Source organism: Polaribacter reichenbachii, assembly GCF_001975665.1.
GTDB lineage: Bacteria > Bacteroidota > Bacteroidia > Flavobacteriales > Flavobacteriaceae > Polaribacter > Polaribacter reichenbachii.
Genome location: NZ_CP019419.1, coordinates 397,251 through 423,466, shown reverse-complemented (window position 1 = coordinate 423,466; position 26,216 = coordinate 397,251). Strand labels below are relative to the sequence as shown.

The 26,216-nt window shown below is 29.3% G+C and carries 22 protein-coding genes and 1 other RNA gene; 20 read left to right on the top strand and 3 right to left on the bottom strand.

The features are described 5' to 3' along the window. Positions 1-796: 796 nt before the first annotated feature. Positions 797-2,836, bottom strand: a complete 2,040-nt coding sequence (locus tag BW723_RS01905; protein ID WP_083139841.1) for an LruC domain-containing protein — start codon at positions 2,834-2,836, stop codon at positions 797-799. A gap of 283 nt (positions 2,837-3,119) precedes the next feature. Next, positions 3,120-3,509, bottom strand: a complete 390-nt coding sequence (locus BW723_RS01900) for a response regulator (protein ID WP_068363092.1) — start codon at positions 3,507-3,509, stop codon at positions 3,120-3,122. A 515-nt stretch (positions 3,510-4,024) separates the two neighbouring features. On the opposite strand from BW723_RS01900, the gene BW723_RS01895 reads away from it, so the two are divergent. The 18 genes from BW723_RS01895 (at position 4,025) to BW723_RS01810 (ending at position 23,968) form a co-directional block, all read left to right on the top strand. Beyond that, positions 4,025-4,411, top strand: coding sequence for an Hpt domain-containing protein (locus BW723_RS01895; RefSeq protein ID WP_139059127.1), 387 nt, complete (start codon positions 4,025-4,027; stop codon positions 4,409-4,411). Positions 4,412-4,413: 2 nt separating this feature from the next. Next, positions 4,414-4,800, top strand: a complete 387-nt coding sequence (locus BW723_RS01890) for a response regulator (RefSeq protein ID WP_068363098.1) — start codon at positions 4,414-4,416, stop codon at positions 4,798-4,800. 36 nt (positions 4,801-4,836) lie between these two features. Continuing rightward, positions 4,837-6,039 (top strand): sugar transferase, encoded by a 1,203-nt coding sequence (locus BW723_RS18085; protein WP_068363101.1) that lies wholly within the window; start codon positions 4,837-4,839, stop codon positions 6,037-6,039. Between the two features lie 17 nt (positions 6,040-6,056). After that, complete coding sequence (locus tag BW723_RS01880; RefSeq protein ID WP_068363104.1) at positions 6,057-6,803, top strand: TolC family protein; 747 nt, start codon at positions 6,057-6,059, stop codon at positions 6,801-6,803. Positions 6,804-6,813: 10 nt separating this feature from the next. After that, a complete protein-coding gene (locus tag BW723_RS01875; protein ID WP_068363106.1) occupies positions 6,814-9,195 on the top strand; it encodes a GumC family protein in 2,382 nt (793 codons plus the stop codon). A gap of 16 nt (positions 9,196-9,211) precedes the next feature. After that, positions 9,212-10,564 (top strand): MATE family efflux transporter, encoded by a 1,353-nt coding sequence (locus BW723_RS01870; protein ID WP_068363108.1) that lies wholly within the window; start codon positions 9,212-9,214, stop codon positions 10,562-10,564. Positions 10,565-10,587: 23 nt separating this feature from the next. After that, positions 10,588-12,048: an O-antigen ligase family protein gene (locus BW723_RS01865; RefSeq protein ID WP_083139844.1), complete on the top strand. Its 1,461-nt coding sequence runs from the start codon at positions 10,588-10,590 to the stop codon at positions 12,046-12,048. A gap of 34 nt (positions 12,049-12,082) precedes the next feature. After that, positions 12,083-13,024: a phosphoribosyltransferase gene (locus BW723_RS01860; protein WP_068363111.1), complete on the top strand. Its 942-nt coding sequence runs from the start codon at positions 12,083-12,085 to the stop codon at positions 13,022-13,024. 182 nt (positions 13,025-13,206) lie between these two features. Continuing rightward, positions 13,207-14,277, top strand: a complete 1,071-nt coding sequence (locus BW723_RS01855) for a glycosyltransferase family 2 protein (protein WP_083139876.1) — start codon at positions 13,207-13,209, stop codon at positions 14,275-14,277. A gap of 24 nt (positions 14,278-14,301) precedes the next feature. Continuing rightward, entirely contained in the window at positions 14,302-15,375 is a 1,074-nt protein-coding gene (locus BW723_RS01850) for an acyltransferase family protein (RefSeq protein ID WP_068363117.1), read from the top strand. Between the two features lie 11 nt (positions 15,376-15,386). After that, positions 15,387-16,547: a glycosyltransferase family 4 protein gene (locus tag BW723_RS01845; RefSeq protein WP_068363119.1), complete on the top strand. Its 1,161-nt coding sequence runs from the start codon at positions 15,387-15,389 to the stop codon at positions 16,545-16,547. A gap of 4 nt (positions 16,548-16,551) precedes the next feature. Continuing rightward, the gene (locus BW723_RS01840; RefSeq protein ID WP_068363641.1) at positions 16,552-17,766 is read left to right on the top strand and encodes a glycosyltransferase; all 1,215 of its coding nucleotides are present in this window, start codon (positions 16,552-16,554) and stop codon (positions 17,764-17,766) included. Next, positions 17,757-18,374 (top strand): acyltransferase, encoded by a 618-nt coding sequence (locus BW723_RS01835; protein WP_068363122.1) that lies wholly within the window; start codon positions 17,757-17,759, stop codon positions 18,372-18,374. Before BW723_RS01840 ends, BW723_RS01835 begins: the two co-directional genes overlap by 10 nt. Before the next feature lies 1 nt (position 18,375). Continuing rightward, on the top strand, positions 18,376-19,566 hold the full coding sequence (locus tag BW723_RS01830) for a glycosyltransferase family 2 protein (RefSeq protein WP_068363126.1): 1,191 nt from the start codon (positions 18,376-18,378) through the stop codon (positions 19,564-19,566). A gap of 35 nt (positions 19,567-19,601) precedes the next feature. After that, the gene (locus BW723_RS01825) at positions 19,602-20,168 is read left to right on the top strand and encodes a gluconate 2-dehydrogenase subunit 3 family protein (protein WP_068363129.1); all 567 of its coding nucleotides are present in this window, start codon (positions 19,602-19,604) and stop codon (positions 20,166-20,168) included. Between the two features lie 4 nt (positions 20,169-20,172). Continuing rightward, on the top strand, positions 20,173-21,849 hold the full coding sequence (locus BW723_RS01820; RefSeq protein WP_317197674.1) for a GMC family oxidoreductase: 1,677 nt from the start codon (positions 20,173-20,175) through the stop codon (positions 21,847-21,849). Then, the gene (locus BW723_RS01815; protein ID WP_068363136.1) at positions 21,846-22,889 is read left to right on the top strand and encodes a beta-propeller fold lactonase family protein; all 1,044 of its coding nucleotides are present in this window, start codon (positions 21,846-21,848) and stop codon (positions 22,887-22,889) included. Before BW723_RS01820 ends, BW723_RS01815 begins: the two co-directional genes overlap by 4 nt. A gap of 38 nt (positions 22,890-22,927) precedes the next feature. Continuing rightward, positions 22,928-23,968: a YncE family protein gene (locus BW723_RS01810; RefSeq protein ID WP_068363139.1), complete on the top strand. Its 1,041-nt coding sequence runs from the start codon at positions 22,928-22,930 to the stop codon at positions 23,966-23,968. Between the two features lie 128 nt (positions 23,969-24,096). Here BW723_RS01810 and ssrA read toward each other — a convergent pair. Next, positions 24,097-24,490: a transfer-messenger RNA gene (gene ssrA / locus BW723_RS01805) on the bottom strand. A gap of 174 nt (positions 24,491-24,664) precedes the next feature. On the opposite strand from ssrA, the gene BW723_RS01800 reads away from it, so the two are divergent. Both BW723_RS01800 and BW723_RS01795 read left to right on the top strand, forming a co-directional pair. After that, complete coding sequence (locus BW723_RS01800; protein ID WP_068363142.1) at positions 24,665-25,873, top strand: NAD(P)-dependent oxidoreductase; 1,209 nt, start codon at positions 24,665-24,667, stop codon at positions 25,871-25,873. Between the two features lie 75 nt (positions 25,874-25,948). Beyond that, positions 25,949-26,176 carry a DUF3820 family protein gene (locus BW723_RS01795; protein WP_068363145.1) on the top strand — a complete coding sequence of 76 codons (228 nt, stop codon included), beginning with the start codon at positions 25,949-25,951 and terminating at the stop codon, positions 26,174-26,176. The last annotated feature ends 40 nt before the right edge of the window (positions 26,177-26,216 follow it).

The following is a 26,216-nucleotide window of genomic DNA, read 5'->3' as shown; positions in this document are numbered from 1 at the left end:
TCTATTAGATTAGTGCGCAAATAATAGTATTAGTTTCAAGAAGAAAATCAAAAAAAAGACACTGAGCTCATACCAGTTGTTTTCTGAAGGTTTTAAGGTGTTTTCTGATGTGTTAATTTGGTTAGTTCCATTTTATTTTAGAAGTCTTTTAAAATAACTCTTTCAGCTTCTTTTGTAAGTGGAGTATAGATGTTTTTTTATCTTTCCAAGCTTATTTGTCTACAAGAATTTATAATTAGATGTGATAAACTAATTTGGGTAGCTGAATTCCAGAAAATGATTATAGTAGTACCTGTAAATTCGTTTAAATTTTCAGTAGGTTTTATTTTAAAGTCTTTTAAACTAGTCGTCTATAAAGAGGTGTATTCGCTTTTAACGAACTGCCTCAGTCTCTAGGAACTTGTATTTGTGTTTTTCCTAAAGTGGTCTTGATCGTTTATGCTTATAGCTATAGCTTGAATCTAGATTGTTACTTTTTTGATGCTTACCGTAGTCTTTACATATGCATCTAACTTGCCTATTGTGCTGGGTTTGTTTTAGTAACTATGTCTCAAATCTGGGTTTTTGAAGTTATTTTATAGAACTATTAGGTTCTTAGACTATCTTAAAATTATTAAAAAAAAGTCCTCGTTTTATAAATTTTCTGATTTTATAATAAATATGTGTCAGTAAATTTAGTGATTAATTTAAATGCAAAGTTATTTTGAAATTTTTCGTTAGGGAGCAATTTAAATATTGCTATAGAAAAATTTCAAAATAACTTTACTAACACACTTTATGGTTTGGTGTCAAATAATTATTCACTATAAATATTACTAGAATTTCTATAACTACCGATGTTTTTATACCAATCTTCATAGTCAAGTCCTTCACTTAAAACCCAAGTAATAAAATTTAAATGAGCAGTATCAATACTTGCATTTTCAATAGGATATTCAAATTTACTTGGAAAATTAATTGCCCAAGGTAAATTATCTACTGATTTATAATATTTGCCAATATTAGGATTACTATCATCGGCAGATACACCAAAAATAGAAGTGTCTGCTAAATCACTTGGTGCATAATTTGCTAAGTGCACTTCTTTACCTCTTTCTTTATTAATGATGATAAATGGATTGTAAGGTGCTAACCCAAAAACGTCTTGATTTACAGGTGTTGTTAATTTAATATTTACCTTTAAAGTATCTGCAGCTTGATATGTTTGGTCTTGTCTTGTATTCGCAAACCCGTGTTGTTTGGCATTATCAAACACAATAATAGTTGCATTACTTTGGTTGGCTTCTGTACCATTTGCATTGTTTTGTATATAACCTTCTGTGTATTCTGTTCCTGTAACCGATTCAATTAAAGAAGAATTTATATCATCTATTGTAAATCCAAAACCATTTTCATAACTAGCACCAATGGCTCTTACAATAAATTTACCTTCTAAGGCAACTACATTATTATCTGCATTGGTAATTCTATTAAAATTATAGTCAATAATTAGGTCGTTAAAGTCATAGTCTCCAGTAGATGGCCATAAATCTTCATAAGCTAAAGAACCAAAGTTGGTGCTGTTAGGATAGTAATTGTTAAATGCACGTTCAGGATCTTCTGGGTAATCATCGAAACTATCATATACTCCATCATTATCTGTATCTACAGGGTCTGGGTTAGATATCTGAACGTTTTCAATTTCAATATTTTCCATTGGATTGGCTGATGCATAAAAAACAGCATCGTTAAAATCATTATCTCCACCTGGTCTTATCAAGTCTTCAAAACCAATTAAAATAACATCTCTTTCTTGATCTAAAAGTAATACAGAATGTTGGCGATGTTCGATATTTTCTTCTGGGTTTAATTCTAAATTCGAATATAATAAACCTCCACCTTCTGTAACTTCTTGTCCATTCCAACCATTTCTCATTAATACCCAACCTACAACTGTATTTTTTTCAAAAGTTCCTAAGTAAACTTTATCTCCAGAACGTAAACCACCTCCAGAATACTTGAAAGATACATTAGGGAAAATTACATTACATTCTGTAATATCTGCTGGAGTTTTGGGTGGAAAATCTCTATCGTATGTATAGTATGCGAGTGAATTTCTGTAACCAGCTCCTTCTGAAACAAAGGTAACCCAAATATCAGCTCTGTCTAAAACTACTAAATTTTGCTCGTTTACACCTGTTAAGTATTCAGGATGGTACTTAGGTACTGGTCTGTTCTCTGGTAGAGCTGCGTTAACATCATATAAAAAATTACGACTAACATAATCTCTTTCTTTTTCTAAATAATTTGGTACACCATTACCATCATAGCCACCTATATAATTTATCTTAATATTTGCATTAAATTTGTTTTGAAGGGTATTTTCTACTTTATCGTATAGTATTTTATTTTTAGAATTTACTATTGACTTACTAGTATCCTCTCCACCAAACGTATAATATACATTCCCGTTTTCTATAGGTACTTTTACTTCAGGAATAAAACCAATAAAATCTGTTTTTAAAACAACTTCAGTCATATCTGCTTCAAAATCATAATCAAAACTTAATTCTCCTTGGCTATTGGTAACTCCATTTGTAATTTCTATTCCGCTTTCATCTTCTAAGTTGGTCCAAACACTCACTTTAACATTAGCAACAGGATTGTTTGAATTATCTTTAGTAAAGATGCTTATTTTGGTTTTGTTAGAATTACTCCAATCAAAACTAGCATTCGCTTTTAAATTGTTAATTGTAGTAGTTTCAGGAGTTAAATCATCTTCTTCAGGGAATTTATTATTACAAGAACTTAAAATTAAAAGAATCATTACTAATGAAATTGAGGGAAAATTTTTCATAATCTTATTTTTTTTATGATTGTTATTCGAAGGTTAAAGTTATACTACAAAACTATAAAATATTAGTTTCTATTTTATTAAATTGAGATTATTGAATATTTGATCGCGTTTAAAAGTAAGAAAGTGTAGACAACAGGTATTTTGCTAAAATTACTATTTCACCATTATAAAACACTTTACAACATGTTTATTATACTACACGTTTTTAATTTAAAAATCTCGTTATATTTTATATTGCCAAAAGTCTACTAAATTTTATGTAAAAAATTGCTATTTAATAATTTTAACAAATATAATTGCAAATTACATCAATAAAAACCTTTCTATCAAAGGGTTTGGTAAGGTAATAGTTCATACCTAATTCTAAACATTCTTCTCTTTCATCATCTAAAGAGTTAGCTGTTAAAGCTATAATGGGTGTTGTTAACTCCATTTTTTTTCTAATGATTTCTGTAGCTTGAAATCCGTTTAAATTAGGCATTTTTAAATCCATTAAAATTAAATCGTATGCGTTATTTTTTAAAAAGTTTACAGCCTGTTCTCCATCAGATGCCTCAGAAACGATTACGCCAAAATCAATTAAAATAACATTAACTACCATTCTGTTCATTATGTTATCATCTACCACAAGAACTTTTTTACCTTTTAAAACTATATTGCTTTTATCTGTCATCTGTGGTTTTAATTATACCTTAAAAAAATGAATAAATACAACTATGTGTCACTATTTTATATACTATAAGTTTTATAAAATTATCATTTTGTAATTGATAAAAAAAATAATTTGTGTTTTTTTAGATTAATGGTTTTGTTTTTCAAAAAAAATATTATCTTTATAATAATGTTCCCCAATTAGTTAAATTATGATAGTTACTACATTAAAAGGCTGGCATATTGCTCTAGTTATTTATTGCCTTGAATTTAAAACATAAACCAATATTAATTTTGTTGATAGCTTCCAGAATAAAAAAATACATCTAGAGATCAATTTTCTTTTTTAAAGGTCACTAAAGTTTCTAAAAAAAGTTGAAATATGTGATGTTTTTCAAATTTGAATATTAGTTTTTCATCAATATATTTCTGCGAGTCTCAATATTATTTTACAAATATTTTATTTAAAAAGAAGTAAGTTACCTTTAAAATATAAATGCTATATTTATAGTGTAAACAAATAAAAAAGTTACTATTATGAATTTATCCCCAAATTCAAGCAATTCCAGCAGTTCAAACATCAAGTTTTATAATCTTCAAGATGTAGAAACAATGTGTCGAGGCAATAAAGAATCAATCTTAAAAATGGTTGAAGTTTTTATTGATCAAATTCCAAAATTTATCAATGAACTCAACACAGCTTTTTCAGATAATGACCTCCTAAAAATAAAAAATGAAGTTCATAAAATTAAACCAACTGTTCATTTTTTTGGTGCTTTTAAGTTAAAAGAACAACTTTTAGTAATCGATGGAAAAACGGTAAACGAATTAGGTGAAATCGATTTAAAGCATATTATTAAAAATATCAATTTTTATGCTAGCGAGGTTATTAATGAGTTGAAGACCGACTATAAAATAAATTAAAAATGAAGAAAACTATATTAATTTTAGATGATGAAGTAAGTATTTGTATGTTATTGCAAAACTTTTTATCCCAAGATTATGATGTAATTACTAAAAACAACCCACTAGAAGCTTTAGAGTGGCTTGATAGTACTATACCAGATCTTATTATTTGTGATATTCAAATGCCAGAGATGGATGGTTATGGTTTTTTAACTAAAGTTCGTCAGCGAGGTTTTACCAAACATACACCAGTTGTAATGCTATCTGGTAGATCTGAAAGTAAAGAACGTATTAAGTGTTATAGATTAGGTGCCCAAGATTACTTAACAAAGCCATTTAACCCAGAAGAACTTGAAGAACTGGTAAAAAAGAACCTTTACCCAATTCATTATGCAATTGAGTGGTAACCATTAATATTAAAGTTATAAACTAATTCGCATTTTATGGGCGCAAAACTTAACATTTTATATATTGGCAATATTAAGAACTATTTTAGCCAAGCGGAAGATTACAATTGTTCAATTGTAACTCTAAAAAATAGTTTAGAAGCTACCAGATATTTAGAAACTAATAAGAATATCGACGGAATAATATGTGATTATTATTTGCCAGGAAATACAGGTTTTTTTCTCTATAAATGGTTGCGAGCACAAAGTGAATATGATTCAACGCCTTTTATTATACTTTGTAAAGAGTTTAATGCTGAGATTTATAAGTCAGCATTCAAAAAGCATATAGATGATTTTTACGTACCCTCTGTAACCCAATCTAAAGATGTTTTAAGTAGGTTAACTTATTTATGTGCAAATAAAAAGCCAGAACCTCCTCAGAAGGCATCTAAAATTGTTGAATCAGCAAACTATAAAATGCCACTGTCTAAACGTTTGTTCGATATTTTTGTAGCTTCATCTGTACTTCTTTTAGCATCTCCATTTTTGTTATTAATTATATTAGCAATAAGACTAGAATCGAAAGGTAAGGTGTATTATATATCCAAAAGAGTTGGTAGAAAAACTTTTGATTTTTATAAATTAAGATCAATGCGAACAGGTTCTGACGAATTGTTAAAAAAATTAGCAGCAGAAAAAAATCAGTACAAAAAAGAAGAGGTAAAAACAGAAAATAGTTCGTTAGACATTCCGTGTCCAAAATGTAGTAAACTACCAGAGGGAGAAACTTGCTCTCCTATAATGTATATTGATACTCATCAAATATGTGATTATTGGTTTAATGTTCAAAAAAGAGAGGCTTCTAAAAACGATTCAACTTTTGTGAAAATTGTTGATGACCCAAGAATTACCAAAGTAGGTAAATTTATTAGAAATACTAGTATTGACGAATTACCACAGTTAATTAATGTTTTAAAAGGAGATATGTCTATTGTAGGTAATAGACCATTACCAGTGTATGAAGCAGAAGTGCTAACAGGAGATGATTTATCGAAAAGATTTTTAGCACCTCCAGGAATAACTGGTTTATGGCAAGTAGAATTAAGAGGTAAAGGAGGTAAAATGTCTGAAGAAGAAAGAATGAGGCTAGATAACGAATATGCAGAACAGTTTGAAGGTGATAATTATTCTTTTTGGTATGATATTAAGTTGATATTAAGAACTGTACCTGCATTGTTTCAATCAGATACTGTATAATTAAAGAAGTGTATAGAATGAGTAAAATTTTTAAAATTGTATCTATTGTAGGTTTAATTCTTTTACAATTTAGTAATTTAAATGCTCAAACATTTAATGACTCTAAAGATATTAAAATAGGCAATATTAGATCTGAATTTCCGCCTCTTGAGGTAGTTATAGATTCTGTAATTAAAAAAAGTGGTATGGTTAATTTTAGAAAAAGTCATATTGGTGTTATGGAGTCTACATTAGCATCAGAGCAAATTTATTGGACAAGAAATTTTGGTATTCAAGGAGATGTATTATATGGTAATCTAAGTACTTTTGCTACTGATAACGATGGTGTTTCAAGTACAGCCGCATTAACTACAAGAAGACAAGTGAATTATAGTTTTGGGGTTTATTTGAAATTTCCAATTTTTGATTTTTTAAATAGAAAAAATCAAATAAAACTTGCAGAATTAGAAATTGATGAAGCAAGAAGTATGGCAGAATTTCAAAAACAAGAAATTAGGCAAACAGTAATTCGTATGTATCAAAATATGCTCTTAAAAAGAAATGTACTAAAAATTAGAGCTAAAAGTTTGGCAGATGCTAAAGTAAATAAACAAATGGTAGAAAAAGAATTCAGAAACGGTGTTGTAGCTGTATCAGAATATGTAAGAATAAACAATATAACATCAAATATAGAGGCAGAATATGAAAAAGCATTGTCTGAATTTATAACCGTAAAAAAAATGTTAGAAGACATGGCGGGTTTTGTATTTGGTTTAACTAATTAAAATTTTAAAGATGACAATAGTCGATTTTATTCGCTTAATCTTAAAACATATAGTATTATTAATTACGGTACCTATTTTACTAGGTGTATTGGTAATTTTACTAACGATGAAACCGTCTTTTGAGTATTCATCAGAAACACTGTTATATACTGGTTTGGCTACAGGTTCTTCTATTGAAATGGATAAAACCTTTAATTATCAAGCTACAAATTCTGCTTTTGATAACTTAATTAATATAATAAAGTCTAGAGAAACTCAAGAAGAAGTAGCGATTCGATTACTGGCTTTACATTTAATGCTACCAGAGGCAAACCCGAAATATATATCAGAAGATTTATTTAAAAAATTTCAAAAAAAAATACCAAAACGCTTATACAATTATGTTGCTAAAGAAGATGTTAGTTCTGATATTCAAAAGAATATCATTGGAATTGATGACAAACTTTTTCCTGATCAAATAGATCGAAACAAGTACGAAAAAACTGTTGAAAATTTAACAGCTTTAATGAAGAGTAGTAATGATAACTATGTATATGAACTTTTAAATTACGATGAAGACGATCATTATTCTTTAAAGGCAATTTCTAGTTTAAGTGCGCAAAGAATAAATAGTAGCGATTTAATTAAATTAAGTTACACTGTAAACGATCCAGGCATATGTCAGCAAACTCTTGCTATATATAATACTGTTTGTATTAAAAATTACAAAAATATAAAAGAAAATAGATCTGATGCTGTTGTAAAATATTTTCAAAACGAATTAAAAAAGGCAAGAGTTGAGTTAAAAAATGCTGAGGATAAGCTTCTTGAATTTAATAAATCTTCTAAAATCATAAATTATTATGAGCAAAGTAAAGCTGTTGCTGTTGTTAAAGAAGATATGGATGTTGATTATAAAAAGAATATTGCAGAATTAGCTGGTTTAAATGCAGGAATAAGACGTCTAGAAAAAAAATTAGAGATACAAGAAATTATTCAAGAAAAAAACAACCTTATACTCGATAAAAAGAAACAATTAGGAGACTTAAACTATCGACTAGCATTAATAAAAGCTGAAAATCAATCGAGCTATAGCTCAGAAAGTTCTAATAAAATAACACAACTAGAAAATGAAACACAAAAACTGAATGAAGAAATAAAACAAGGTATAGATCAATTATATTCATATCAAAATTCAATTGATGGTTTACCCGTTTCTAAGTTGTTACCAGATTGGATGAATAACGTTGTGGAGTCTGAAAACCTAAAAGCTAAATTAAGTGTTCTAAAAAAACAAAATAACGATTTTGAAGAAACCTATGCAAGATATGCACCTGCTGGCGCGAATATGAAACGTTTAGAAAGAGAAATTTCAGTAGCAGAACAAGGCTATTTAGAAATTCTTCATGGTTTAAATTTAGCAAAACTAAAACTGCAAGACAGTGAACTATCATCAGATTTAAAGCCTATAGATGTACCATATTATCCTGTATCTCCAAACCCTACAAAAAGAGCTATTTTAATTATTGCAGCAGCATTTTTAGGGGGTATTTTAACGCTAGGAATAATTTTTGTGATGGAATATTTTGATGATTCGCTTAAAAACTCTCACATTGCTAGCAAAAAAATTGGTTTTCTTTCTTTAGGAATGGTACCTAAAATAGTCATAGACCCAGGTAGTTATAATTTAAATTTTATAAAAAATAGATTAATAGAAATTGTAACACAAAATATATTTCAATTTTTTGGTTCTGAAGAAAATACCAATAAAACTAAAATTATTGTAGTATTTAGTACTCAAAAATTAGAAGGTAAAACAGTTACGGCTGGTAATATTGCAAAAACCTTTAAAAAAGAAGGTAAAAAAGTGTTATTACTCAACTATAAGCAAGAGCAAATTACAGCTAAAGAACAAGGTAAATCGCCAATTTTAAATAAAATATTAGGGTATCCAGATCCAAGAATAGCTGTTGATGATGCTTTTTTAGCAGATGTTTCTAACTACCTATCACCATCAGAACATGATTATTATGATTTAAATAATGATTTCTTTAATGCTAAAAATCATATAGATATTTTGAATGGTATTAATATCAGATTAAAAAACAATTTAGATTTTATTATAATTGAAATACCAGCTATTATTTATTCTAATTACCCAACTGAATTAATGGTGAATGCAGATTTAAATATATTAGTCTGTAGAGCAAACAGAACATGGTCTACAGCAGATAAATCTGCAATAAGAAACTTAAAAGAAGCTTGTGGAGAAAAAATTAATATAATTGTAAATGGTGTAAATATTAACGAAGTAGAATCTATGCTTGGAGATTTGCCAAGAAGAAGATCAAAATTCAGAAAAAAAATAAAAGCGTTATTCAAGTTTCAATTTCTTTCAAAAAACCAAATCTGAACTCAGGCCAATGAAAATGTTGAAAAAAATAATTAAAGAAGATAATTTTTTATCTCTGGCAGGTAACGTAGTTATTGCACTTTTAGGTATTAGTGGCTTTGCGCTATTAGCTAGAACTTTATCTATAGATGTTTTTGGAGAATGGGTTCTTTTTATAACAGGTGGTTCTTTTGTAGAAATGTTTCGATTTGGTATTACAAATACTGGTTTAATTCGTTTTTTATCGGGTGCAGACAAATCTTCTAGAAACAAACTAATAGGTTCTAATGCGCTAATTGGTTTAGGAGCAACCCTATTTATAGCAGTAATTTTAGTATTTTGTAATGTTGTTTTTAAAGACACAATTAGTAATTCAGGATATAATCTGTTTTTCAAATGGTATCCTATTTTAGCTTTTTTAAACCTTCCTTGGAATAATGCTTTGGTAGTTTTACAAGCCGATAGAAAGTATGGAAAAATATTAATTGTAAAATCAATAAATAGTGGATTATTTTTTTTAACCATTTTAGTGAATTTCTTTTTCCTAAATATGTCATTAAACGAACTCGTAATTGCACTATTAATCATTAATGCATTCACATCTTTTATAACTATAATTTTAGGTTGGGATGGCACTAAATTAATTACTAAAGCAACATCAGCTACAAATAAAACATTATTAGATTTTGGTAAATTTACTACGTTTACACTCATCGGAAGTAACTTATTAAGAAGTGCAGATACTTTAATTTTAAGTTTAAGCCCTTTAGGTAACGAAGCAGTTGCACTATATAGTATTCCTTTAAAATTAACAGAATTACAGCAAATTCCTCTACGTAGTTTTGTGGCAACAGCATTCCCTAAAATGTCTAAAGCTAGTGTACAAGGTAGGGTAAATGAGGTTAAAGAATTATTTTATACCTATTCAGGTGCTTTAACCTATCTGTTTGTATTAATGAGCATTTGTACTTTTGTATTTGCAGAATTTTTAGTGTTGATTTTATCAGGGGAACAGTATTTAAAAGTAGATCCTGTTACTGGTTTTAATGTAGTAAATATTGTAAGAGTCTTTTCCATTTATGGTCTTTTATTACCTATAGATAGAATGACAGGTATTGGATTAGACAGTATAAATAAACCGAATATTAATGCTATTAAAGTATTTGTTATGGTTGCCGCAAACGTTATTGGAGATTTCATAGCCATTTTTGTTTTTGAGTCCTTGATATTTGTAGCGGTTGCTTCGATAATTTTTACTTTAATTGGCATTTGGATGGGGATGTATTTCTTAAACAAAGAACTCTCTTTGTCATACAAAGAAATATTTATTAGTGGAATAGAATTCTATAAAAACTTAAAAGATAAAATATTAAAGAATCGATTTGCCTAAAGATTTTGTTTAAATAATTTTTTTTGAATACAAATAACCAACATATAAATCCTTTTGAAAAAATACCAGGTTCAGCTGCATTAGCAAATCCTAAGATTATTGTCTTATTTTTTGCTGGTATTTTATTTGTTGCATTAGTTCTTGCAAAACTAAAAATGGTAGGTGTAGGTATTTTTTTAGCACTTGTGTTTGGCGCTGTGTATTTAAATTTATTATTTAAAAATCCAATTTTAGGCTTTTATACAGCTATCGGACTTAACTTTGTAATACTTGGTATAGGCAGATATATTAAAGGATTACCATTGGGTTTTGCTATTGATGGAATTATGATTATTACATATTTAGCCCTTATTTTTTCTAGATTTAGAGAACGGGTAGATTGGGCTCCAGCAAACAAAACCATTACAAAATTAGCGGGTATTTGGTTACTGTATTGTATATTACAAATTGCAAACCCTGAAGCAAGAATGATTGAGCCTTGGATTGCTGGTAGGGGTGTAGGTTTCTATTTTTTCTTCTTTTTAATTTTAACTTTTATGTTAATTAATACACATAAAAAGTTAGATACCTTTTTATATGTATGGGGTTGTTTTTCTATTCTTGCAACATTTAAGGGGTTTGTTCAAATGGCTTTTGGTGTAGATTATGCTGAACAGGCTTGGTTAGATAATGGTGGTGCTGAAACTCACTTACTTTTTGGCAAGCTTAGGGTGTTTTCTTTTTTTAGTGATGCAGGTCAATTTGGTGGTAATCAGGGTTATGCTGGAGTTGTATTTATGATTTATTCAATGTCAAAAAAAGGAATTCAAAAAGTATTCTTTATCACAGTTAGCATTTTAGGTTTTTACGGAATGATGATTTCTGGAACAAGGGGTTCTATTGCAGTACCTTTTGCAGGACTGATGACCTTTTTTGTATTGAGAAAAAATATAAAAGTTTTGAGTGCTGGAGTTATTTTTGTAGCCCTTATTTTTATTTTTTTTAAGTATACCATGATTGGTAATGGAGTTTATCAAATAAGAAGAATGAGAACAGGGTTTGATCCTAATAATCCTTCTTTATTGGTTAGAAAAGCAAATCAGGCAAAATTAAAAGTATATTTAGCATCTAGACCTTTAGGTGGAGGAATTGGGCATGCAGGAGATAAAGCACAACGATTTTTACCTCACGCATACTTATCGAATGTAGCTACTGATAGTTGGTATGTTATGATTTGGGCAGAGATGGGCATAATTGGTTTAGTGTTTCACCTAGGTGTGCTTTTTTTTACAATCGGTATGGCTTCTTATAAAGTAATGTTTAAAATTAGAGATCCAATAACAAAAATAAAAATGAGTGCACTCATTTCTGGAATGGCAGGTGTTATGTTGGCTTCTTATGGTAATGCCATATTAGGTGGTATGCCAACAGCATTATTGTTTTATGGCTCCATGGCAATAATGTCTACACCAGAAACTTTTGAAAATAAATTAGTTACAGAATAAAAATCAATCTAACAATCCTCTAAAAATAATTATTATGAATTATAGAAACATAAAAGATTTAAACAATATCATACTTAAAAGACTAAGTATAATTCCACGTGATTTCGATTTAATTGTTGGTGTACCAAGAAGTGGTATGTTGCCAGCAAATCTTTTGTCACTATATTTAAATAGACCTTATACAGATATTGATTCCTTTTTAAATGGTCATATATACAAAGCAGGAGCAAGAAGTCAGTTTTTTGAAGAAGGAGCATATAAAAAGGTATTAGTTATAGATGATAGTATTGCTTCTGGTTCTGCAATGATAGAATGTAAAGAGAAATTAAAACATCTTGAAGACAAATTCGATTTAAAATATTGTGCAATATTTATTATTCCTGGAAAAGAAAAAATGGTAGATTATTTCTTTGAAGTTGTTCCTTTACCAAGATATTTTCAATGGAATGTTTTAAACCATACTACTTTAGAAAAAGCGTGTTTTGATATTGATGGTGTTTTATGCGAAGATCCATCACCAGAACAAAATGATGATGGAGAAAAATACATCGATTTTATTTTAAATGCACCACCATTATTTATTCCTGGGGCTAAAATCGGTACTATAGTTACTTCGCGTTTAGAAAAATATAGAAAAGAAACTGAAACTTGGCTGGCAGCTCAAAATATTAAATATAATGATTTAATTATGTTAGATTTACCTGATATGGCTGCAAGGCAAAAAGCAAACAATCACGGAGGCCATAAGGCGAAAGCTTATATGTCTAAACCTTATGTACTGTTTATTGAGAGCGAGTTAAACCAAGCATTAGAAATTAATAGAATTTCAAAAAAACCAGTATTATGTACTGCTAATTTTGAAATGATATTTGAATCGGAATCCTTTATGTATAACCTTAAAAGTGGAAAACACTTACCATTTTTAAGAGAATTTGGTTTAAAAGTTCGTAATAAATTAAGAAAATTAAAAAAATAAAGAGCAATAGTTATTTCATTTTCTAACTAACCATTTACCATTTTACTATGCTAGCACTTAATATTATACAAATCATTTTGCTAACTCTTTTAGGTTTAGCAACCCTCTATATTTTTATATTTTCGGTAGCCAGTCTTTTTTACAAGCAAAAAATATATTCTGATAACGGAAATCTAAAAAAAATGGCAGTTTTAGTGCCTGGTTATAAAGAAGATGGTGTAATTGTAGAAGTAGCCAATCTGGCATTACAGCAAGATTATCCTTCAGATTTATATGATGTTGTAATTATTGCAGATTCTTTTCAAAAAGAAACGTTAGCTACCTTAAAAACTTTGCCTATAAAGTTGATTGAAGTTAGTTTTGAAAAAAGCACAAAGTCAAAAGCATTAAATAAAGCGATGGCTCAACTTGAGGCAGATTACGATATTGCTGTAGTTTTAGATGCAGACAATGTTATGGCTTCTGATTTTTTAAAAAAAATTAATGCAGTTTTTGAACAAGATTTTATAGCAGTTCAAGGCCATAGAACTGCTAAAAATGTGAATAATTCTTGGGCTATTTTAGATGCCATTAGCGAAGAAATTAACAATAATATTTTTAGAAAAGGACATAGAGTATTGGGACTTTCGTCGGCAATTATTGGTTCTGGTATGGCATTTCGTTATCAGTATTTTAAATCATTAATGGCTACAGTTACTGCTATTGGTGGTTTTGATAAAGAAATTGAATTAAAAATGCTAAAAGAAGGGCGTAAAATCGTGTATTTAGATGATGCAGTTGTCTATGATGAAAAAATACAAAAATCTGAAGTATTTGGCAATCAGAGGCGTAGGTGGTTGTCTGCACAGTTCCATTATTTTAGAAAAGATATTTTATCAGCCATAAAACATTTAATTTTAAAAGGAAATGTAGATTATTTTGATAAAGCTATTCAGTTTGTGCAACCTCCAAGAATCTTGTTGCTTGGTGCTGTAAAATTATTTACTATTGGTTTTCTTATAGCAAACTATGTTTTGAAAAATGATATTATTTACTCGAAGTATTGGATTATTTTGGCATCAGCTTGTATATTATCATTTATTTTTTCTGTACCTAAATCTTTTTATAATTTAAAAACTTTAAATGCTTTAGCAAGTTTACCAAAAGGAATGTTTATGATGTTGTTGTCATTATTAAAAATAAAAGGAGCTAATAAAACATTTATTCATACACAACACACTTCAAGCTCAGAAGAAATAAATCAAAAAAAATAATAGCAAATATTTTAAAATCCCCCAATGAAAAATAAAAAGCTAGAAAAATTAGAGGCCATACGTGGATTTTCCGCAATTTATGTGGTGCTTTTTCATATGCTACCTCAAAAAATAGATGTTTTCGGAATTAACATCGGATTTTTATTCCGTTTTGGTTCTGAAGCAGTAATTATGTTTTTTATTTTAAGTGGATTTGTAATAAAATATACTTGGGAAAAAAATCCTGACAAATCATTTAAAACTTATTTTTTAAAAAGGTTTATACGTATTTATATTCCGCTTTTATTCATTTTTTTATCTGCTTACCTTTTTAAGTGTTACTCAGAAGGCACATTAGTAGACCCTGAATTTAAAACTCTTTTAGGGAATTTGTTGATGCTTCAAGATGTAATTTCTTTAAAACCAAATGTAATTTCGGCTACATATTTAGGAAATGGAGTGCTTTGGTCACTTTCTTACGAATGGTGGTTTTATATGCTTTTCTTTCTGTTATCAGATCGAGTAAAACCACCTAAACTAAATGTGTATGTAAATGCGATAACGCTAATAGCAACAATTTCATATTTATTTTATCCTTTTATTTTGAATAGAGTAATTATGTACTTTGCAATTTGGTGGATTGGAGTGAGATTTGCTGATACCTACTTAAAAGGTGAAATTTACACATTTAAATCAATAAAAAAATACGCCTATTTCTTGCTCCTTATATTATGTCTTTTGGGGCTGAATCTGTACATCAATTTTAAGTATACAAAAATTTATGATTACCCTCTAGTAGCATTTCCTTTTGTAGAATTAAGGCATTTTATGTTTGCCTTTATTGCAATGTTTGCTGGAGTTGTATGGAACAAATTAAATTGGTTTGGTTTTGATAAAATATTTGGAATTTTTAAGTATTTAGCACCTTTTTCTTATGTGATTTATATTTCTCATCATTACTTAGTTGTAGAGGCATCATACTTAAATTTTATCGATAATAAGATTGTTGAATATTCATTATATCTTCTTTTAATGCTACTCTTTTCGTATATTGTAGAAGTGGTTGTTTACCCTAAAATTAAAAAAAGAATAATGAGTTATTATACAATTAACTCTTAAAATAGTGCATTATGAAAATAGGTATTGAAGCTCAAAGAATTTTCCGTAAGAAAAAACATGGTATGGATATGGTTGCGCTAGAATTGATTAAAAATCTTCAGCTTATAGACCATAAAAATGAGTATTATATTTTTGTAAAACCAGATGAAGATAGCTCGGTTCTAAAAGAAACAACCAATTTTAAAATTATAGAATTAAATGGAGGTCCTTACCCAACTTGGGAGCAGATAGCCTTACCAAAGGCTGCAAAAAAATATGGTTGTGATGTACTACATTGTACAAGTAATACAGCGCCTTTTTTTACAAATATTCCCTTAATAACCATTTTGCATGATATCATTTATATGGAAAGTAGTTATTTAAAAATACTAACTAGTAGTGCTAGTACTTATCAAAAATTTGGAAATATTTATAGAAAGCTAGTTGTGCCAAAAGTTGTAAAAAAGAGTCATAAAGTAATTACAGTTTCTCATTTTGAGAAAAATAGAATTGGAGATTTTTTTGGAATAAAAGGCAACCAAAAACTAGATGCAATTTACAATGGTGTTAGCGAGCATTTTAAACCGATAACCGATCAGAAAGAGTTGAAAAGAGTTAAAGAAAAATACCAATTGCCAGATCAATTTTTCTTTTTCTTAGGGAATACAGATCCTAAAAAAAATACTAAAGGAACTCTACAAGCATTTTCTGATTTTTTAAAAGATTCAGGTACAGCTCATAAATTAGTTATGCTAGATTATGATCAAACAGAATTGAAAAAACTTTTAAATGAAATTAATAACCCATCACTTATTAATAATATTTTATTAACAGGTTATGTTGTAAATACCGATTTACCAGCTATTTATGCGCAATGCGATGTATTTTTATATCCATCACTGAGAGAAAGTTTTGGTATACCAATGTTAGAAGCTATGTCTTGTAATGTGCCTGTAATAACTTCAAGTACTTCGTCTATGCCAGAGGTTGCAGGAGATGCAGCTCATATTATAGATCCATTTAAACCAGAAGAAATTACACAAGGAATCATTAAGATAGTAAATGATAAAAATTATAGCGCCTCTCTTTGTGAAAAAGGGTTAACTCGTAGTAAACAGTTTTCTTGGCATAATATGGCTAGAGAATATTTAAAACTCTATGCGTTAATTGATGTTAATAATTCTAAAAAATAAAGATATGATTAAAGGTAAAGACATCATTGTACTTGGTATACAAGCTTGGGATATTGAAATAGGTAGCAATTGTAAAAACATAGCTGCAGAATTTGCTAAAAATAATCGTGTTTTATACGTAAATCCACCAATGACTAGATCTGTTATGAGTAGTCAAAAAGATAAAGAAACGATTCAAAAAAGAATTAGAATTAAAAATGGAGAAGAAGATGATTTAGTTAAAATTGATGATAATTTATGGAATTTATATCCCAAATCTTTGGTAGAGTCTATCAATTCTATTCCTGTGCATTTTTTATTTAAGCTATTAAATAAAAGAAATGCAACAATTTATACAAACGATATAAAGAATGCAATTTCTAGAATGAATTTTAATGATGTAATACTTTTTAATGATAGCTCAATGTTTTTAGGTTTACACTTAAAGGAGTTGTTAAAACCTAAAGTGTATGCTTATTATATGAGAGATTATTTGGTAAAAGTGCCTTATTGGCAAAAACATGGAGAGCGCATAGAACCATTGGTAGTTCAAAAAGCAGATGTGGTGTTAACAAACTCAGAATTTTTTGAAGATTTCTGTAGAAATTACAATTCACACAGTTATATGGTTGGCCAAGGATGCGATGTTTCGCATTTTAGTGATGAGGATGACAGCATAAAAATACCAGATGAATTTAAAGAAATTCCATCGCCTGTTATAGGTTATGTAGGTTCTTTAACAAGTTTACGGCTAGATATAAAATTACTAGAATTTATAGCTGAAGAAAGAAAAGAATGGAGTATTGTTTTAGTTGGTCCAGAAGATGATAATTTTAAAAAATCTAATCTACACAATATGTCTAATGTGTATTTTTTAGGACGAAAAGATGCCTCTCAGTTACCCAATTATGTTAAAGGATTTGATATTGCCACAAATCCGCAGTTAATAAATAACCTAACTATAGGTAATTACCCAAGAAAAATTGATGAGTATTTAGCTATGGGAAAACCTATTATTGCTACACAAACTAAAGCAATGCAAATGTTTAAAGAAAACGTGTATTTAGGTGAAACTAAAGAAGATTATGTAGTTTTAATAGAAAAGGCTTTGGCAGAAAATTCACAAAATCTGATAGATAAAAGAATAGAATTTGCAAAAAGCCATACTTGGGTAAACAACGTAAAAACCATTTATGAATCAATTATTAAGGCAACCAAAGACAATATTCAATGGGATTAAAAGAAAAAATAAAATCGAATGAGCGTATAAAAAAATTGGTGCATTGGTCAATTCTCATTCCAAAGCAAACCAGACCACGATTATGGATCAAGTGGTTTGTAAATCCTTTTTACCATAAAAAAGGAAAAGGGGCTATTGTAAGGCCAAGAACAAGGATGGATGTGGTTCCATGGAATAAATTTGAGATGGGCGAAGATTCTACCATAGAAGATTTTTCAGCTATAAATAATGGCGTTGGCTCAGTAATTATTGGTGATAGAACCAAAATAGGCTTAAGTAACACTATTATTGGTCCAGTAAGAATTGGTAACGATATTAGACTTGCACAAAATATAACTCTCTCAGGATTAAATCATAATTATGAAGATGTAAACTTACCTATTCATGTACAAGGTGTGTCAACTTCGCCTATTGTTATTGAAGATGATTCTTGGCTTGGTGCAAATGTAGTTGTGGTTGCGGGAGTTACCATTGGTAAACATTCTATAATAGCAGCAGGTAGTATTGTAACCAAAAATATACCTCCTTACTCAGTAGCCGTAGGTAATCCTGCAAGAGTTTTAAAACAATATAACCATCAAACTAAAGTTTGGGAAAAAGTAAAATAATATGGAAGTTTTAGAAATTATTTTTTGGGTATTATTATTCATTATAGTGTACACCTATGTTGGCTATGGAATTCTTTTATATGCAATTGTTAAAATCAGAAGGATGTTTAACATCGGGCAAAAAAAAGCCATCGATACAACTTATGAGCCAGAAGTAACCTTGTTTATTGCTGCTTACAATGAAAAGGATTATGTAGAAGCAAAAATGAAAAATTCATTAGAATTAGAATATCCTAAAGAAAAATTAAACATTATTTGGGTTACAGATGGTTCAGATGATGGTACACCAGACTTATTAAAAGGATATCCTAACACAGCTGTTCATCATTTAGATGCAAGAAATGGTAAAATTGGTGCTATGAATCGTGGTATGGAATTCGTAAAAACACCCATTGTTATTTTTAGTGATGCCAACACAAACTTGGGCAAACAATCTATAAGGCGAATTGTTAATTTATTTAGTTACCCAAAAGTAGGTTGTGTTTCTGGTGAAAAAAGAATCGTTGATAAAGAAAGTGATGTAGCTTCTGGAGCAGGAGAAGGCTTGTATTGGAAATATGAATCTACCTTAAAAAAATGGGATGCAGAATTATACTCAGTAGTAGGTGCTGCAGGAGAATTGTTTGCCATTAGAACGGAGTTGTACAGACACGTAGAAAAAGATACGATTCTCGATGATTTTATCATTTCCTTACGTGTTGCGCAAGATGGCTACACCATTCAATATGATCCGGATGCGTATGCCATAGAAACTGCATCTGCTAATGTTAAAGAAGAATTGAAGCGTAAAATAAGAATATCAGCAGGTGGTATTCAATCTATTGTAAGATTACGTTCTTTATTAAATGTTTTTAAATATGGTACATTGTCTTTTCAATATATTTCTCATCGCGTTTTACGTTGGAGTTTAACACCTTTATGTTTAATTGCGTTAATACCGGTTTTGTCAATATTGGCTATCCAAGACGGTTTATTTACCTTATCAATTTACCCCATATTTTTTTGGTTACAAGTGCTGTTTTATGCAGCTGCGTTGTTAGGTTGGTTTTTAGAGAATAGAGAAACTAGAATCAAGCTACTATTTGTACCATATTATTTTTTTATTATGAATTTATCTGTTGTATTAGGTTTTTTTAGATATCTAAAAAATTCGCAATCAGTAAATTGGGAAAGATCAAAAAGAGCAGCTTAAATTATATAAATTCTAAAAATAAAATATTATCAATTATGGATAGAAGAAAAGCTATAGGAGGTATTTTGGGAATTATAGGTATTAGTTTTGCCTCCTTTAAAGGGATAGGTTTTTTTTATGGTACCTCTAACAGAGGAAAACTAAAAGATTATAAAAATTTATTAGCAGAATTAGTAGATGTTATTATTCCGACTACAGATACTCCTGGAGCAAAAGAAGCTAAGGTGCACGACTATATCATCGATTTTATGGAATATTGCTCATCAAATAAAGAGTTTAATCGTTTTTTTAATGGATTAAATGATTTGCAAGAAACTGCCTTAAGTGACTATAATACTTCCTTTGAAGAGTGTACAATAACACAAAAAACCATAATGCTCAAAAATCTAGATACTGGTAATGATGCAAACAGTTTATTAACTAAAATTGATACTAAAATAAGAGGTAGATCTTTTTTTAATATACTTAAAACACTAACAGTAGAAGGGTATTGTACTTCAGAAATAGGAGCAACACAGATGTTGGCATACGATCCTGCTCCAGGAAAATACATAGCAATAACAGAATTACAACCTAACCAAAAAGCTTGGGCAACAAGATAATATCATGATGAAAACACAAACTAACAGAAATACTTTTGATGCTATTGTTGTTGGGTCTGGAATTAGTGGAGGCTGGGCAGCTAAAGAGCTTACAGAAGGTGGACTAAAAACATTGGTTTTAGAACGTGGTGCAGATAAAGAATTTAAAACATCTTCTAATAATCCTTGGGATTTTAAATATAGAAACCATTTAACAAAAGAAGAATTAAAAGAAAGACCAGTTCAAAGCAGTCATTGTGATGCTGGAAATAAAGATTTTTACGTAAATGATAAAGAACATCCATACATTCAAGAAAAACCATTTAAATGGATAAGAGGCTATCAAGTTGGTGGTCGATCTTTAACTTGGGGGCGTTTAAGTTATCGATTGGCAGATATCGATTTTAAAGCGAATAAAATAGATGGTCATGGTGTAGATTGGCCAATTAGATATGCAGATTTAGAAAAATGGTACGATTATGTAGAAGAGTATGTTGGTGTCAGTGGTAGTTTAGAAGGATTAGAACACGTTCCAGATGGAGTTTTTCTACCACCTATACCAATGAATGCTGTAGAAAAACATCTCAAAGAAAGTGTTAGCAAAAAATATACAGATCGTGTAATTATAAACGGTAGAGTAGCAAATCTAACGCAATACAAAAAGGGTAGAGGTAGATGTATGTATCGTAATTTATGTAGTAGAGGTTGTCCTTATTCAGGTTACTTTAATAGTAATACATCAACTCTTGTAGATGCCAACAATTCAGGAAAGCTAACTTTAAGAGAAAATTCAATTGTAAAAGAAGTTCTTTATGATAAAGATTCAGCAAAAGCAGTAGGAGTTACCATAATAGATACTGTTACCAAAAAGGAGATGAATTATTATGCCAGAATTATTTTCTTAAATGCTTCAACAATAGGCACAGCTTCTATTTTGTTAAATTCTGTTTCAGAAACTTTTCCAAATGGTTTAGGAAATTCTAGTCTTCAAATAGGTCATAATTTAATGGACCATATCGTAAATGAAGGTACTTATGGAACCTTTAATGGTTTATTAGATAAATATTATAAAGGCAGATCGCCAGGCACAATTTACATCCCTAGATTTCAAAATTTAGGATACGATACTCAAACCAATGATTTTGTAAGAGGGTATGGAATTCAAGGAAAAGGAGAAAGAGAAAATTGGCAATCAAAACCCACAACTGGTTTTGGAGCCGAATTAAAAACGCAATTAGAAACTCCTGGAAAATGGAAAATTTCATTAGGAGGTAGAGGAGAAGTACTACCTTATTATGAAAATAAAATTTCTTTGGATAAAAATAATTTAGATCAATGGGGTTTACCTCTAGTAAAAGTGCATTTTGAATATGGAGCCAATGAAAAAGCAATGATGGAACATATGACTCAGGCTAGTGAAGAAATGTTAAGAAAAGCAGGTTTCGAAAATGTAGGAAGTTATAGAACAAGTCCAGATCCAGGATCTGCTGTGCATGAAATGGGAACTGCAAGAATGGGAAATGATCCTAAAACATCAGTTTTGAATAAACATAATCAAATGCATGATGTTAAAAATGTATTTATTACTGACGGAAGTTGTATGACTTCATCAGCATGTCAAAATCCATCTTTAACCTATATGGCACTTACAGCAAGAGCTTGTAGCTATGCAATTGAGCAATTTAAATCAAATATTTTATGAGAAAATTAAAAGCATTAATTGCTATTTTAGGGTTGTTCTTTTTGGGTTTCGCAGTGTTTTACTTAATAAAACAACCTTCGTATAGCCTTCAAACAGAAGGCACATTATATATTGTTAATAAAGTAAGTAAAAGTGTTACTGTTTTTGATTTATTTAAAGGTAAGGAACTAGAAGAACTACCAATGGCTGTAGAACCTCATGAAGCTGCTTTTGTTAAAAGCATTAATAAAATAGTGGTTACTAATTATGGTTTGTCCAGTAAAAATGACAATAATATTTCTGTTATTGATCCAAAAAGTAATGAAATTATCCATGAAATATCACTTGGTAAAAGCTCAAAACCTCATGGTATTATTCCGCTTCAAGAATCAAATAAAGTGGCTGTTGTTACAGATGTTGGCAGTCATTTATCTATCGTAAATATAGAAACGGGTAAGCTAGAAAAGCAAATAGCAACGCAACAAGAATTCAGTCATTTATTAGTTCAACATCCTAAAAAACCACTAATATATGTGTCAAATATTAACTCAGGGTCTGTAAGTGTTATTGATATTCATTTAGATTCAGTTGTAAAAATTATTCCATTTACTAATAAAGTAGAAGGTATTGATATTTCTATTGATGGTTCTGAACTTTGGGTAACCAATATTAAAGAAAATATAATTACGATTATTAATACTGAAACTTATGAAACGCTAGCAACCATACCAACAGGAAAAGAACCTTTACGCTTAAAATTTTCGAATGATGGTAAGTACTGTTTAGTTTCTAATTCTACTGATGGGACTATTTCTGTTTATAACAGTAAAACCAAAAAACAAATTTCTACCATACAAATACCAGGTAAAAAAAATATCTTAGAAAAAATACTGTACCATACACCACGTCCTGTAGGTATATTAATGCATCCAAATGGATTGTATGCGTTTGTATCAAATTTTACTGGGGGTAGAGTAGAGGTTGTAGATATGAAAAATTTTACAATTATAAGCAGTATTAAAGCTGGCCAAATGCCAGATGGCTTGGCAATAATTAATTAAATTTGCGAGCTTAAGAAAAAAAAATACTAAGAAAAAAAATGAAGCGTATAAAATATTTAATACTATTTTTTGGTTTATTATTTATAGTATTAAGAATTTCTATTCTTATTTTTCGATTACCATCTTATACCATAAGTACAAATGGTAAATTGTATATTATAAGTAAGTTAAGTGAATCTGTTCAGGTTTTTAACTTATCAACAGGTAAAGAAATTACAGATATACCTTTAGATATGCTATCTCATGAAGCGGTTTCAACTACAGATGATAAAAATATTGTACTTACAAATTATGGTTCAGATATTGATTTTGATGTTAAAATAATCGATACAGAGTTAAAGAAGGTTAAAAAAAGAATAGATTTAAAAGGCAATATTAAAATTAATGGTATAGTTCAGTATCCAGAAGATAATAAAGTTGCTGTTGTAGACTATGTTAACAATCAATTATTAGTGCTAAATATTGAAACCGAGCAGATAGAAAAAGCTATAGCAACAAACCAGAAAAAGAGTCATCTGGCAGTACTTCATCCTAAGAAAGCAATTGCTTATACAACCAATATAAATTCTGGTTCTGTAAGTGTTGTCGACATAAATACAAATAAAGTTATCAAAATTATTTCTTGTGGTATTGGTAGAAAAGGAATTGACATTACACCTGATGGTTCTGAAATATGGGTTACAAACACAAAGGAAAATATAATTACAGTTATAAACACTAAAACTAATCTCATAACAGATACCATTACCTCTGGCAACGAATCATTAAAACTAAAGTTTTCCATTGATGGTAAATATTGTTTAGTAGCAAATTCTACAGATGGTACTATAGATATATTTAATCAACAATCTAAAAAGTTAATTAAAACTATTACGTTGCACGGTAAAACAACAATCTTAGAAAAAGTACTTTATCATACGCCACGACCAGTAAACATATTAATGCATCCTAATGGATTATATGCATTTGTATCTAACTCTAATGCCAATAAAATAGAAGTGATTGATATGAAGTCTTTTAAAGTTGTAAGTACTATTGGTACAGATGATGTACCAGATGCTTTAGTTTTTATTCAATAGCTATAATAAGATTTAGGAAAAAGGTTAATAACAACAACTTTGTTATTGTAACTAAAAGTAAAGATAATCCATAATTACTAAATAGATTAAAAAATAAAACCCTGTAAATTAAATATTTACAGGGTTTTTTGTGGAGACGCCGAGAATCGAACTCGGGTCCAAACAAGTAGCCAAAAAGCTTTCTACATATTTAGTTCTTATTTGATTTTCGTTTAAAAGCTGATTAAGAACAACCCACTTTTAACTTATCTTTTTTAGTTTCGAAAACTTACCAAAGCTTTAAGTTTTCTATGTTTATTTTTACGATGCCCAAAAATGAAACGCCATAAACCAAGGCTTTTCGTGGACATAAAGCTTGCTCACCTTGTGAGCCTAGGCTAATCCTACTATGATTCGGATTAAGCAGCTAAAGCGTAGTTATCTTCGCCGTTTAAAAAGTTGAAATTAGGTTTAACGAGTGTTATTTCATAACTCGATATGCTTACCAATTCACTGACCTTGCTGTCAAAACCAGTCGTCCCCAAAATGTCAAAGAAATATTTTATATAAAATAAAATACGGTTTGCAAAAGTATAAAAAATACAATTGCTAATCTCTTTAAAATCTAATATCTTCGAACAAATATTGTACCATCTTATGCTGATCTGTTTTCTATTGAAAATATTTAAGTTATCAGCATTTTAAAAATCATTAAAAATGAAGTTTGGCATTATCAATGAACGTAAAAACCCACCAGATAGAAGAGTGGTATTTTCACCAGAAAAATTACAAGAATTTAAAAATCAGTTTTCTGCAGCTTCTATAAAAGTAGAAAGTTCTCCTATTCGTGTTTTTTCTGATGAAGCTTATCGAAAATCGGGTTTTGAAATCACAGAAAATATGTCAGATTGCGATGTTTTACTTGGTGTAAAAGAAGTGCCAATTGATGCTTTAATCCCGAATAAAAAATATTTTTTCTTTAGTCATACTATCAAAAAACAACCTTATAATAGAAATTTATTAAAGGCAATTTTAGATAAAAATATAGAATTGTTCGATCACGAAACTATTGTAAAAGAAAACGGAATGCGTTTAATTGGTTTTGGACGTTATGCAGGAATAGTTGGTGCTTACAATGGTTTTAGAGCTATTGGTTTAAAAAATAAAACCTTTAGTTTACCAAAAGCAGAAACTTTAGACTCTCAAAAAGAATTGATAGCTGAGCTTGGTAATATTAAATTACCTAATAAATTTAAAATCTTGTTAACAGGTAATGGAAAAGTTGCTTACGGAGCCAAAGAAATGTTAGATGCAATAAATATAAAAGAGGTTTCTGTTGATGAATATCTAAATAAAACATTTAATGAACCTGTGTATTGTTTGGCAGATGTTTTAGATTATAACAAGCGCAAAGATGGTGAAGTTGTCGATAATTTTGATTTTTACAATCATCCAGAGAATTACGAATCTGATTTTATGCGTTTTGCAGAAGTAACCAATTTCTTTATTGCTGGGCATTTTTATGGTAATGGAGCACCTTATTTATTTACTAGAGAAGATGCAAAATCAGATAAATTTAATATAAAATTTGTAGCAGATATTTCTTGTGATGTTGATGGTCCTGTAGCATCAACTTTAAGAGCATCAACAATTGCAGATCCCATTTATTGTTACAATCCAAAGACAGAAAAAGAAGTAGATTTTACAGATGATAACGCAATTGTAGTAATGGCTGTAGATAATTTACCTTGCGAATTGCCAAAAGACGCAAGCGAAGGTTTTGGAGAAATGTTTCTGAAAAATGTAATTCCTGCTTTTTTTAATGATGATAAAGATGGAGTTTTATCTAGAGCAAAAATGACAGAAAACGGAAAACTTACAGCACGTTTTTCTTACTTACAAGATTTTGTAGATGGAAAAGAGTAGTTCACTATTTGTTTTTTTTTAGTAAGCAACCTCTTTTTTACTATATTATTTATTAATAGAAATAGCTCAATATAAATGTTATCAACGCAACAAGAAGAATTAATAAAATTGGCAAAAATGAAAATGCCATTTGGAAAATTTAAAGGTAGATATTTAATAGATTTACCAGAACATTATGTAGTTTGGTATCATAATAAAGGTTTTCCAAAAGGTAAATTAGGGCAACAATTAGAGTTGGTTTATGAATTAAAGTTAAATGGTTTAGAAGATATTCTTAGAAAAATTCAACAAGATTTTCTTTAAATTAATGTATTTATAAAAAAAGTATATATTTACTTTTAAT